Consider the following 12,900-nt stretch of genomic DNA (forward strand, 5'->3'; position numbering starts at 1 on the left):
AAAGTTTTTTTACTCTGAATTCAAATTCCATTTCCTTTGAAAAGCCGAATCGAGCGAAAAATCCATCACATGCTTTACTACGCCGTGATAGTCTTCAATTCCCTTTTCCACTTTGTTGGTTTTCAGGTAGGCATCGTTCATTTTCGAAGCAGCGTGGTCAATTTTTTCATTCCGCAGTTCCATCCAGTGTTCGCGTATTTTCTGAAAATCAGTTTTAACCTGGACATCCAGTTGCGATGTTATTTCCGAAAGCTGTTCGAGGTGCATGCCGTGATACAGAAAATACCTGAATACATAAAGGTTAGCCGAATACCTTAATTGTTTCGACGGACTGTTCGTGCAAACCAGCCACGCGTAAAAACTGGCTTCGGCTTCGCTGGTTACGCCAAACTGGTGCGCTTTTTCGTGCGCCAGAATAAACGGGTACTCCACCGGTAAAAGGTGTTTGTTGATATGGATTTCATTGAAAAAAGGACCGAAATAACCCGAAATGCCGGCCCCTGCAAAAAACCGGCTGAAGATGATGTTTTTCGCCCTTCTTTTTCCGGCAGGGTAGGGAATATTCAGCATTGGTGCCAGTTCACGATATGAAGCTTCAACCAGCGAATCAGCAGTTTCTTCATCAAAATTGTAAAATTCAGTGTATGAATCATTTAGTTGCGTTATCAGGTGTTCGAGTACATCTAAAAATTGTTCTGGATTGGCGGTTTGTTCTGAAATTTTCAAACGTTGGCTCACATCGTTCCGGTAATAATTGAATCCCCACAATAAATAAAAACTGATGTACACCGCAGCCAGGGTGTTTAAAACAATTTTTCCGGCGGATTTCCATTTAATCTTTTTGAAAATTAAAAGAGCAATCAAAAAAATAAAAAATACGATTAAAAAGCTGTAAAACAGGTCGGTAAGCGAAAAAGGAATCAGGCTGCTAATTACAGAAAATGTTGAGGCAACAACCGGATAAATTTTATGCGTGTAAACTGCTTCAACGCTGGCAGGGTGGCGTGCAGCCAGTTCGGTTAACACAAATGTAAAAACAGCCAGCACCGGCAAAACCAGCCACCACGGAAAATTAGTTTTTGTTTTTAGAAAATTCATGCACCCAAAAATATAAAATGACGGGAATTAGTCGTCGTTGTTCAGTATAATAAAGCACCAAAGAATATGAATTGAGCTGATAAAATACCATCCTTTTTGTTATTATTGCATTTTGTAATTCAAATTAGTTTCAGACAAATGTTTAAAAGAGGTGTTTTATTGCTCGTAACCGGTTTTCTTTTTTCCAACCTTTCTCCCGAAAAAGGAACTATAACAGATGAACAAGTTGCAGAAATTCATAAAAAAGCTTTAACTGTCGATACCCATGTAGATACTCCAATGGCACTGCTTAACGATGGCTTCGATATTGGCGAACGTAACGAGGCGCCCCGCAGTCGTGTTGATTTTGTGCGCATGGAAGAGGGCGGACTGGATGCCATATTTTTTGCTGCTTTTACCGGTCAGCGCGAACGGACACCTGAAAATACTGAAAGTGCATACAAACGCGCGCACGAAATGATTGATGCTACCTACGAAAGCTGCAATAATTACAGCGAAAGGGCTGAAATTGCACTGGCTGCTGACGATGCGGCACGAATAGAAAGTTCGGGCAAACGTGCCATTTACATTGGCATGGAAAACGGTTTTCCGCTGGGAAAAGATTTGTCGCGGGTAAAGGAGTTTTACAACCGCGGGGTGCGGTACATCACATTGTGCCACTCCTCCAATAATGATATTTGCGACTCGTCAACCGACCGCGACGGTCCGGAACATAACGGGCTGAGCGAATTTGGAGAAGACGTGGTGAAGGAGATGAACCGGCTGGGAATGATGATCGACGTTTCGCACATTTCCGACAAATCGTTTTTTGATGTGATTGAGCTGAGCGAAGCCCCCGTAATTGCTTCACATTCCAGCGTGCGTGCCATTGCAAAACATCCGCGTAACATGACCGATGAAATGATAAAAGCGCTGGCCAAAAACGGTGGAGTTATCCAGATTTGCCTGCTCGACGATTATGTGAAAGACCCGGACGCCACCACGGTAAATTACAAAAAAATGCAGGTGTTGCGAGATATTTACAATTCCGAATTTGAATCGATGAGCGATGAAAAGAAGGAAGCATTTCGGGATTTGTGGCGCAAAACACAGGAGAAATACCCCAAAGAACTGCCTACTGTTGCCGATTTGGTGGACCACATCGACCACGTGAAAAACCTGGTGGGAATCGACTACGTGGGCATTGGCAGCGATTTTGACGGCGGCGGCGGCCTGGCCGACTGCGAAGATGTGAGCCAGATGCCCAACATTACCCGCGAAATGCTTCAACGCGGCTACACCGAAGAGGAAATCCTGAAAGTGTGGGGCGGCAATTTTTTCAGGGTATTCAGGGAGGTGGAGGAGCTGGCGGAGAAATAAATTTTTAGGTTAATTCAAAGATTACTTCGTTTAACAATTCTTAATAAATATAATAATTATATTCCATATTGCATCAAGGATATTTAAAGGGGTTATGACTTTAACTGATTTAAAATCAAGAAGTAAAATTAGTATTTCTTTTTGGTTCTAAATATTTTTTATAATTTTATAGTCATAAGAAAACAATCAAATCTAAAAGTTTCATATTGAATAAATAACCAAACTATGAATTTAAATGAAAACTATAACTAATCACCTAAAAGAATTAATTAAAATACGGTATGGAGGTTTTGATACACTGGTATTAAAAGGTTTTGAGAACAATACTTTACAAGAAATTTCAACCGAAATGCCGCATGTAACGGGAAGTTTGCCTTTTGATGACAAACAAAAACTAGATTTGAGTAAGATTAAAAGCAGTTTTACGAGAATTCTAGCAGGTATTAATAATGCAACTGCCGAATTACCACTCCTCTTTGAATTTGAGTCATTTATACAATTGGCGCAAAACATCAATTTAGATGAGCTAAACAAAAAATTTCTGGTGATAACCAATAATCTGATTTATGAATATCCAAATCAAAGCAATGTTTCTGCAGAAGATTTTGAAGAACTAATAAATGCGAACAAAGAAATACCTGAAGTTAGTCTGTTTCATAGTTTTTATGCAAATGCTATTGCGTATAAGAATAACGTGTTGATTCAATATATTGATGGAATAACCGACGAATTTGAATGTGTAAAAAATATAAATCTTTTTGAAAAAGCAGAACCAGATTTTATTAGAATATCCGGTGAAGCAGAACTGGAGGTAGATCATCATTTTCAATTTCAACCACTCAGTCAGGATTATCTTGATTTAAAAATAAAAATTTTCCAAGGTGTCGTTTTTGATTCATTGATAATGAGTGTTGACGATACTATAAAACAGCAAAATAAATCCATGGATGAGCTACGGCAATTTACCGGAGCTATAAAATCCTTGGGAGTTAAAACTACTTTTTACATTCAGGATATTCGAATTCGAGAAGAGTTTAGACCTGAACTTAATAAAATATTAATGCAATTTTGGGGAAGCCATGATTTCCGTAAATTTCAAATTTACAAAGATCCAGACATTAATACCGATTTAATGCAAGTGAGCCAGGCTGCAGTTATCGAGGAAGTCATTCAACAGTATGAAAACGGACAGAAAGGAGATTTCATAAGAGATATATTTTTAACAGCACCTACAGGATCGGGAAAATCTTTATTATTTCAATTACCTGCGATTTATCTTGCTGAAAAGTACAATGCAGTGACCATTGTAATTTCACCTTTAATTGCTTTGATGAAAGATCAGGTTATTGCCTTGCAGAATGATCGGAAGTATTTAAATGTTGCTTATATAAATTCAGAGTTATCATTAATTGACAGAGAAGATATTTTAAATAAAGTATATGATGGAGAAATCTCTGTTTTATACTTGTCGCCAGAACTTCTCCTTTCTTATGATTTGCGGACATTCATCGGGGAGAGAACTCTGGGACTGTTGGTTATCGACGAAGCTCATTTGGTCACAACCTGGGGACGTGATTTCCGGGTGGATTATTGGTACTTGGGAAATTATATTAAAAAAATACGAAAATACTACGATTATAAATTTCCAGTATTAGCCGTTACAGCAACAGCAGTCTATAATGGTCCAAACGACATGGCTTTTGAAACGCTCGATTCTTTATCAATGGAAAATGCCATAATGTATATCGGAAAAGTTATTCGAAATGAGATAACTTTCGATGTTCATGAAATGAATATTGAAGGTGTCCATGAAAGAGAAAAAATCATTAATACTGCCAGAAGAATAGAAGAGTTTCACAAGAATGGTGAAAAAACAATTGTCTATTGTCCCTGGACAAATCAGCTTCATCCTATTTTAGATCAGATTGATTCAGCAGAAAAAGCAAATATTGGATTGTATTTTGGCGGATTGAACAAAGAAATAAAAAATGAAACTTACGAGCAATTTAAAAATAATGATGTAAAAACGATAATCAGCACCAAAGCTTTCGGAATGGGCGTGGATATTGATGATATAACAACTGTTTATCATCACGCACCTTCCGGCCATTTAACCGATTATGTGCAGGAAATTGGCCGTTTAGCGAGGCGAAAAGGTATTCAAGGTGTTGCTAAAATTGACTTTAACAGACGTGATTTAAAATACACTAAAATACTTTACGGTTTGTCTTCCATAAAACAGTTTCAGCTATCAATGATGTTAGACAAACTTTTAAAAATTTTTGAAATAAAGAAAAAAAGAAATCTGGTAGTTTCAATCGAGGACTTTGAATACGTTTTTAATTCCGACAACGTTGATGTGGAACAAAAAGTAAAAAGTAGCCTACTGCTTCTGGAAAAAGACTTGTTGATTAAACATCAATATAACATATTAATTGCACGCCCCAAGAACTTGTTTACGCACGTCTTTGCCAGAATTAATAAGGAACAGAAAGAAACATTCTGCACGAAATATAGTGGTTTATGTAATCATATTTCTAATGAACATATTGAGTCAAAAGGGCAAGAGGTGTTTAAAATTGAACTTGATAAGGTTTGGGAAAAATATTATTCAGAGAGAAGTTTTCCCCAAATAAAACGTGAGTATTTTGAAAAAACTCTTTTCGAATCTGATGGAATATATGTAAGCCCACAAATCCGATTGGAATATAATCTGAATAGCTCGTCAAAAGAGATATTTGATAAACTTACTCAGCTTTTTCAAATAGTTGAAAATAGTTTGCGTGAAATGGGTGGTGGCTTTTTTACAAAAAATCAGTTTGCAAAATCCTTGAACAGTAAGTTTGATGATAAATTATTAGCAAAACGAATCTCAGATCTAATTTTATCTATATACTCAAGTCGTGTTATTGCAAGAGGCAGGAATTTTTCATTTGAAAAACCTGAATGTTTTATTCAACAAAAGAGAGAAAACCATGAATATTTGTATCGTGTGTTTCAACGTGATTATCCTAAAGTAAAATCTGCAATGCGAAGACGGTTTCATCGAATGTTCGGGCACATGTATCTGAATCAACGACAACAGGTATTTTATATTCCAGTAAATAATGAAAAAAATATTGGAATGATTCAACTTGGCTATGTATTGGAAGCTTTTGATTTAGCTACTTATGAAGTTGCAGGTGGCGAAAAGCCAGGTGTTTTCATTCGAATTAATGATCCGGTGAAACTAAAAAGAATACTCAAGAAAGGATATACAAATAGTATTCTACAGGATATAGACAGGAGACAACAAACCTCCGTTCAAATCATGGAGTATTTTTTTACTCATGATTTATCAAATGAAGAACGCTGGAATTTTATCGAGGAATATTTTCTTGGCAAAACCGCTGAGGAATTAATGAACATTGATATTAACCTAAATAGCCAATAACGAAATTCAATTTTTGAATTTTTAAAGGAGCCAATAGAATTATATATCTTGATTAGTAAGGCAGTTTAACTTTATTAATGAATTGATTTTGTGGCTATTTCTCTTTTAAATATTTTAAAATATTAAAATTTCCACCGTAAAAACAATCTTAAAATGTGGGTTGTACCGGATTCGAACCAGTGCCCCTACCCTTACAATGACCTAATATCAAGCCTATCATGCTTGATATTCATCCTGTTATTAAATAGTGAAAATCGCAAAATAGTGCATTTATCTTTTTTTACCGTCCAACTTATTGTTGTATATCCGCCCGGTGAACTGGAAAAAAGAGTGAATAAATTAAAAGAGATGCTCGAAAAAATTAAAGGAAAGCGAGAATACTATGAACTCCTTCCGCAAATTGAAGAAATTCAGAAAAGAGCAACAAAGTTTTGTTTTCAACCCGCAACAAATGTTGTAATTGTTGGGGAAAGTTGAAATTATTTTAGACAACTTTCAACTTCCAATAATTAAGTTTCATTTGAGTTTTCTGTATATACAACCTTAATATTATTGGTTTTAAACAAGTTGATGTATTTTTTTGGAATATTTCCGTTCGTAATAACCGTATGTATATTTGAAAGCGAGGAGAAGTTTACGATCCCTTCGCGATCAAATTTTGTGGAATCAATAAGTACAATGTTTTCCTTTGCGTTGGAAATAATTATTTTAGCAATCTGTCCTTCTTCCAGATTCGAGGTAAATACTCCATCGGAACTTATTCCGTCAGCACTAAAAAAATATTTGTCGGCCCGGTACATTTGAAAATTTTCCGCCGCATTTACACCAACCAGTGAATATGATTTTTTTCGAAAAATACCTCCTGGTATAATTAATTTAAGATTTTCAAATTCCGATAGTTTTAAAGCAATATCGAGTGCATTGGTAATAATAGTTAGTTCTTTTATTTTATTAAGTTGCTGAGCCAGCTGCATTAAAGTTGTTCCTGAATCCATTATAATGGTATCGCCCTGCTTTATAAGTTTACATGCTGCTTTAGCAATTGATTTTTTTAGTTTTAAATTTAAAATCTGCCGTTGTTGAACAGATAAATCATCACCAACTTGTATTGCCTGCATTGCTCCCCCACGAGAACGAATTAATAGTTTTCTATTTTCCAGATATCGCAAATCCTTCCGTAAGGTCACCTCGCTAACCCGAAACATAGCTTTTAACATTGAAATACTTACCTGTTTTTTGGTTTGTAATTCTTCTAAAATAATTCGCCTTCTTTCAACCGTCGATACATTTTTAGTCATAATTGACATTCTATATTGTTCACAATTAAAACACCTTTTCAAACCCTTAGGGTTCCATTTTAAATCGAGTTTAATATAGTAATAAAATAATGAAACGAAACCTATTCCTTTATTTTTCGCTTCCATTCATAAAAATTATTAAAATCCTATTATCAGGGTTTATTCATTCATTTTTACTAAAGAGTATTATTTATATTGAAATTTTACGAAACTTTTAAAAACTACTAACGAAACGTTGCGAAACTTGAATAATTATATAACTTTGCTATGAGATATGCTTAAAATAAATATCTTACTATTTTATCCTTTATTTTAAATTAATAATAAACCAATAAATACGATGAAAAAAACAACATTCAAACCGATCCTTTTTTTTGGATTATTTCTCTCGTTTTCCTTTTTAATAAGCGCACAAAACAAACAGGCCAATACCAACGAATGGTGTCAGCTTTTTAACGGAAAAGATCTTGCTGGATGGAAACATGCCGGAGGAGGTTCTCATTATGTTGAAGATGGATTTATTAAGTCGCATGGAGGCATGGGTATTCTTTATTGGGCTGAAGAGAAATTCAGTAACTGTAAAATCCGTGTCGTATTCAGGATGAGAGATTCCATCGATAATTCAGGAGTTTTTATTCGAATGCCTGTAGAACCGAGAGAAGAATGGATGCCCATTCATTACGGATATGAAGTTCAAATCGATAATCACCCCGAATTATGGGACGAAGATGAATTCCATTATACCGGAACACTTTATTCATTAACCAAACCAATGGCAAAAGTGGGCAGGCCGGGCCCGGAATGGAATACCTTTGAAATTACTTTGTTTGGACCGAGAACAATTGTTTATGTAAACGACCATTTAGTTACAGATTATACTGAAGGAGATGCAGTGCCTGACCGGGTTTACGATTTCGAACCCATCCGCGGCGCAAGACCTGATTCTGGTTATATCGGACTTCAAAATCACGATGAAGAAAATGTGGTATTTTTCAAAGAAGTTGCGGTAAAACCCTTAACGGAAAAAGAAAAAACTGAATTGCTCAAAAAATCAAAATAAATACTCTACCAATGGGAAAAACAAATCATAAATCGGAAAAAAACATATCCCGCAGAAAGTTTGTTGGAATCACTTCATCGGGAGTTGCTGCATTTACTATCCTTCCCAGCTTTACGGTAAGCGGGTTGGGACATGTTCCTCCTAGTGATAAACTATATATTGCTGCGGTTGGTTGTGGAGGCGAAGGCGCAGCAGATGTTCATGCTCACATGAAAACGCCTAAAAAAAATGCTGTAATTTCGCACCTTTGCGATGTTGATGATCGACAGTCGGCTCCCATGCGAAAACAATATCCAAACGCGCCCTATTACAACGACTGGCGTGAAATGTTTGATAAAGAGAGCAAAAATTTTGATGCTGTTACCGTCGCAATTCCCGACCATAATCATGCGCCGGTTGGATTAAGTGCAATGCAGCTAAATAAACATTTATACCTGCAGAAACCATTAACCCACGATATTTACGAAGCGCGAATTTTAACAGAAGCAGCAAAAAAATATAAAGTCGTTACCCAAATGGGAGACCAGGGCGCTTCAAGCGAAGGAATGCAAATTTTACGCGAATGGATTGAAGCAGATGTTCTTGGGGATATTGAAAAAGTTTATTGCTGGACCGACCGACCGGTGTGGCCGCAGGGAATTCCCTGGCCAAAGCAAAAGGCAGAAATACCCAAAGGATTAAACTGGGATTTATGGCTCGGTACAGCTCCCGATACCGATTATATCGAAAACCTGGTACCTTTTAACTGGCGTGGCTGGTGGCGCTTTGGAACAGGAGCTCTGGGCGACATGGGATGCCACATAATGGGACCACCGTTTAAACTGCTCGAATTGGGTTATCCGACCGAAGTTTCGGGAAGTGCAAGTACCGTTTACGATGGTATTTTTTCGGAAGCGATATACCCGGAAAGTGGGCCTGTTTCGAGTTCAATAAAATTTAAATACGAACTAAAAAATGGCAAAAACCTCGATTTGTACTGGATGGACGGTGGAATTACACCCGAACGTCCGGCAGAATTGGAAAGCGATGCGAACATGAACGATATTTTAGGCGATTTCACCCAATTAAACGATTACGAAGGAAGTACACTTTTTATTGGAACAAAAGGAAAAGCTGCCTGTGGATGGGGAGGTCGTGCACCAATTTTATTGCCCTTGTCACGAAATGATGAAGTAAACATTCCGAAAAAATATCCACGCGTGGTTGGCGGTATGGACGGTCATTACTGGCAGTGGATTGACGCATGTATTGCAGGTTATGGGAAAAATGAACTTAGTTCTCCTTTTGAGGGTTACGCAGGACCGCTAACCGAAACTGTTTTAATGGGGAACCTTATTTTGCGAAGTTTTAATATCCGCGAGAAAATAAAAAGGGTAGATCCGGTTTATGGCGAAATGGAAAGTTTTAATTTCCCAGGAAGATACATAAATTACAAATGGGACGGCCCGAATATGCGAATAACCAATTTCGAGCAGGCGAACCAGTTTATAAAAAGAGATTACCGAAAAGGTTGGGGCGAACTCAAATTGTAAATTATAATTGTTTTTGATGAAACGAACATGAACTTTTTAAATCATAAATTCATAAACCTGCCTACCGCAGGCAGGCAAGAATGATTAAAAAGGTTTATGTGAGAGCGAAGCGGTTCTCCCGAGTACTCGGGATTCTCAAATTTTAAAGTAAATTATTAATAACTTGAAAATTTTAAACGGATGAAAACAGAACTTGTAAATTCGTACGATGAGCTGAGTAGGAAGGCAAAGGGGTTTGTTTTTCAGGAAATTGAAAAGAAGAGAAATTTGCTTTTGTGCGCCGCAACTGGAAGCAGTCCCACCGGATTATACCAAAATCTTGCCAAAGAATTTCAAAACAAACCGGAAATTTTTTCTGATTTGAGAGTGCTTAAACTCGATGAGTGGGGTGGTATTCCTTTAAATGATCCGGAAAGCTGTGAAACGTATTTACAAAAGTACCTGGTTCAACCTTTACAAATTTCAGATAAACGGTATTTTGGATTTGACAGCAATCCGAAAGATGCAAAAATGGAATGCAACAGAATTCAGCAAAAACTAAAAAAAGAAGGTCCGATTGATGTCTGCATTTTAGGAATCGGTTCGAACGGTCATCTGGCACTTAACGAGCCAAACCATGTTTTACAAACCGGTTGCCACGTTGCACGCTTATCGGATAAGTCGCTGCAACATTCCATGATTCGTGAAAAGCAAACGAAACCAACCTATGGATTAACTTTGGGTATGGCCGATATTTTTCAATCAAAAACAATACTGCTTTTAATAGACGGCGCTCAAAAAAGGGAAATCGTTCAACCGTTTCTTTCAAAAAAAGTAACGACAGAACTGCCGGCATCGCTGCTTTGGCTTCATCCCAATGTTTTGTGCCTGATCAATAACGAAACCATTAAACTTTAACCAGTAATCAATGAAAAGAAATCTTATAATCGTAGGTCTGATTTTACTTACATTCTTTGTTATATCCTTTATGACAAACATTCTGGGAGCATTGAATCCAAATGTTTCGCAAGGATTTGATCTCACAGAAACAATGGCAGGTTTTCTTCCGTTTGCCTTTTTTATAGCTTATGGAGTTATGTCGGTTCCCTCAGGTTTCCTTGTTGAAAAATGGGGAGAAAAAAGGATGATGATTCTGGCTTTTGCACTTGCTTTTATTGGGGCAATTGTTTTTGCCATTAACCCCGGTTTTAATGTATTTGTAATTTCGCTTTTTACCATTGGTACGGGAATGGCCGCCCTGCAAGTGGTGATCAATCCTCTGTTGAGGGTATCAGGAGGAGAAGAACATTTTGCATTCAACTCGGTGCTTGCACAACTAATATTTGGCCTTGCATCGTTTATTAGTCCCCAAATGTATTCTTACCTGGTTTCAAATATCAATCAGGGAAATGTGGAAAAACCAATCATAAATTTGATGAGCAGCCTTGTGCCTGAATCCTTATCGTGGGTATCGGTATACTGGGTATTTGCATTGCTGGGTTTGCTCATGATCATTTTAATCGTATTTATACAATTCCCGCAGGTTGAATTGAAGGAAGATGAAAAGGTTGGATCAAAGGCCAGTTACCTGGAACTATTCACAAACAAATTTGTGATCTTATTTTTTATAGGGATGTTCTGTTACGTGGGTACCGAGCAAGGTATTTCCTACTGGATGTCGAAATTCCTGAATAATTATCACGGCATCGATCCAGAAACAAGTGGAGCCGATGCGGTGTCTTACTTCTGGGGCCTGATGACTGTTGGCGGAATACTTGGACTTGTTCTTATGAAATTGTTTGACACAAAAATCATTCTCCGGTACTTCGTTATTTTCGCAATGATAAGTGTTGCTTTTGGATTATTTGGAGGAGCACAAATATCTTTATGGGCCTTCCCTGTTTCAGGATTTTTCCTTTCCATTATGTACCCGGCGATTGTTTCACTGGGATTGAATTCAGTATCAAACCATCATGGATCTTTTGCCGGCATATTAATGACCGGGATAGCTGGAGGGGCAGTAGTTCAAATACTTATTGGAGGATTGGCTGATCTGTTTACCCTAAAAATTGGGATGCTATTCATTTTTGTAACTTTAGGTTATATCCTTAGCATTAGTTTCTGGGCTAAACCATTGGTGAACAACAAAACCATCAAATTTTCTGAATTATTCAGCCGAAACAAGTAGGTATTTATACATAAATTAAAAGTTTAAATTTATGAAAATTATCGGAGTCGATATTGGTGGAACACACATAGATGTTGCACTCATTGAAGATAAGAAAATTATAAAAAGCTGCTCTTGTCGCACTCCTTCAACAGAAAATAAAGAAACGGTTACAAGCGCAGTTGAACAAGCCATCCAGAAATTGTTTGCCGACGATGTTGCCGGAATTGGAGTCGGTGTTCCTGGTCTGGTCGATTTGGAAACCAACGATGTGCTCGATGTGTATAACATTCCGTCGTGGGATCGTGTACCCTTAAAAGCGATTCTTGAAAAACGTTTTCAAAAGCCGGTTTTTGTAAATAACGATGCCAACTGTTTTGCAATCGGCGAAAAATATTTTGGGAAAGGAAGGAACTATAAAAATTTTGTTGGAATTACTTTTGGAACAGGAGTGGGCACCGGAATTGTCATCGATGACAAATTGTATTCGGGGCGTTTTTGTGGTGCAGGCGAATTTGGCACCATTTATTATCTCGATAAATCGGTGGAAGCTTACTCCAGCGGGCAGTTTTTTAAAGACCAAAATCTGGATGGAAAAATTCTTGCTGAGAAAGCAACGGCAGGTGATGAAGAATCAATTCAGCTTTTTTATGAATTTGGAAAACACATTGGACGGGCAATTGCAAATGTTCTTTTTGCTTTAGCTCCCGAAGCCGTCATTTTTGGAGGTTCGGTAAGTCGTTCCTATCAATTGTTTGAGCCGGGTTTGCGCTGGGTAATGGAAAATGAATTTCCGTACCAGCGACTATGGAAAGCGTTAAAAATTGAAATTTCGGATTTGGAAAACAGCGCTGTGCTTGGTGCTTCTTCGTTGGTCCTGGAAGTTTTGGAAGCATAAAAAAGAACTGAGCCACCAAAAGGGCAATCCAGTCATAAAAAAGGGCGCTATGCATTGCATAACTCCTTCTCTTAAG

The 12,900-nt window shown here is 37.4% G+C and carries 9 protein-coding genes; 7 read left to right on the forward strand and 2 right to left on the reverse strand.

Annotated elements, in window-relative coordinates:
• Positions 1-9: 9 nt before the first annotated feature.
• Positions 10-1,098 (reverse strand): DUF3810 domain-containing protein, encoded by a 1,089-nt coding sequence (locus ACTCNA_RS01060; RefSeq protein WP_462946041.1) that lies wholly within the window; start codon positions 1,096-1,098, stop codon positions 10-12.
• Positions 1,099-1,236: 138 nt separating this feature from the next.
• Between ACTCNA_RS01060 and ACTCNA_RS01065 the strand changes: the two genes are divergently transcribed.
• Together ACTCNA_RS01065 and ACTCNA_RS01070 are read left to right on the forward strand one after the other, a co-directional pair.
• On the forward strand, positions 1,237-2,457 hold the full coding sequence (locus tag ACTCNA_RS01065; protein ID WP_462946042.1) for a dipeptidase: 1,221 nt from the start codon (positions 1,237-1,239) through the stop codon (positions 2,455-2,457).
• Between the two features lie 235 nt (positions 2,458-2,692).
• Positions 2,693-5,890: a helicase-related protein gene (locus ACTCNA_RS01070; protein ID WP_462946043.1), complete on the forward strand. Its 3,198-nt coding sequence runs from the start codon at positions 2,693-2,695 to the stop codon at positions 5,888-5,890.
• Between the two features lie 509 nt (positions 5,891-6,399).
• Here the strand turns inward: ACTCNA_RS01070 and ACTCNA_RS01075 are convergent.
• A complete protein-coding gene (locus ACTCNA_RS01075; protein WP_462946045.1) occupies positions 6,400-7,314 on the reverse strand; it encodes a DeoR/GlpR family DNA-binding transcription regulator in 915 nt (304 codons plus the stop codon).
• 214 nt (positions 7,315-7,528) lie between these two features.
• Here ACTCNA_RS01075 and ACTCNA_RS01080 point away from each other — a divergent pair, with 214 nt between their 5' ends.
• The 5 genes from ACTCNA_RS01080 to ACTCNA_RS01100 all read left to right on the forward strand — a co-directional run bounded on the left by ACTCNA_RS01080 (position 7,529) and on the right by ACTCNA_RS01100 (position 12,824).
• On the forward strand, positions 7,529-8,248 hold the full coding sequence (locus tag ACTCNA_RS01080) for a 3-keto-disaccharide hydrolase (protein WP_462946046.1): 720 nt from the start codon (positions 7,529-7,531) through the stop codon (positions 8,246-8,248).
• A gap of 11 nt (positions 8,249-8,259) precedes the next feature.
• Complete coding sequence (locus ACTCNA_RS01085; RefSeq protein WP_462946047.1) at positions 8,260-9,780, forward strand: Gfo/Idh/MocA family protein; 1,521 nt, start codon at positions 8,260-8,262, stop codon at positions 9,778-9,780.
• Between the two features lie 180 nt (positions 9,781-9,960).
• Positions 9,961-10,677 (forward strand): galactosamine-6-phosphate isomerase, encoded by a 717-nt coding sequence (locus ACTCNA_RS01090; RefSeq protein ID WP_462946048.1) that lies wholly within the window; start codon positions 9,961-9,963, stop codon positions 10,675-10,677.
• A gap of 10 nt (positions 10,678-10,687) precedes the next feature.
• Entirely contained in the window at positions 10,688-11,947 is a 1,260-nt protein-coding gene (locus ACTCNA_RS01095) for an MFS transporter (protein ID WP_462946049.1), read from the forward strand.
• Between the two features lie 31 nt (positions 11,948-11,978).
• The gene (locus ACTCNA_RS01100; protein WP_462946050.1) at positions 11,979-12,824 is read left to right on the forward strand and encodes an ROK family protein; all 846 of its coding nucleotides are present in this window, start codon (positions 11,979-11,981) and stop codon (positions 12,822-12,824) included.
• Positions 12,825-12,900 lie beyond the last annotated feature (76 nt).

The sequence above is a fragment of the Tangfeifania sp. genome, from assembly GCF_055108615.1.

Excerpts from the sequence above, each read along its gene's own strand:
- ACTCNA_RS01065 (WP_462946042.1), top strand. The coding sequence starts at position 1,237 with ATGTTTAAAAGAGGTGTTTTATTGCTCGTAACCGGTTTTCTTTTTTCC.
- ACTCNA_RS01100 (WP_462946050.1), top strand. The coding sequence starts at position 11,979 with ATGAAAATTATCGGAGTCGATATTGGTGGAACACACATAGATGTTGCA.
- ACTCNA_RS01060 (WP_462946041.1), bottom strand. The coding sequence starts at position 1,098 with ATGAATTTTCTAAAAACAAAAACTAATTTTCCGTGGTGGCTGGTTTTG.
- ACTCNA_RS01085 (WP_462946047.1), top strand. The coding sequence starts at position 8,260 with ATGGGAAAAACAAATCATAAATCGGAAAAAAACATATCCCGCAGAAAG.
- ACTCNA_RS01080 (WP_462946046.1), top strand. The coding sequence starts at position 7,529 with ATGAAAAAAACAACATTCAAACCGATCCTTTTTTTTGGATTATTTCTC.
- ACTCNA_RS01090 (WP_462946048.1), top strand. The coding sequence starts at position 9,961 with ATGAAAACAGAACTTGTAAATTCGTACGATGAGCTGAGTAGGAAGGCA.
- ACTCNA_RS01075 (WP_462946045.1), bottom strand. The coding sequence starts at position 7,314 with ATGGAAGCGAAAAATAAAGGAATAGGTTTCGTTTCATTATTTTATTAC.
- ACTCNA_RS01070 (WP_462946043.1), top strand. The coding sequence starts at position 2,693 with ATGAAAACTATAACTAATCACCTAAAAGAATTAATTAAAATACGGTAT.
- ACTCNA_RS01095 (WP_462946049.1), top strand. The coding sequence starts at position 10,688 with ATGAAAAGAAATCTTATAATCGTAGGTCTGATTTTACTTACATTCTTT.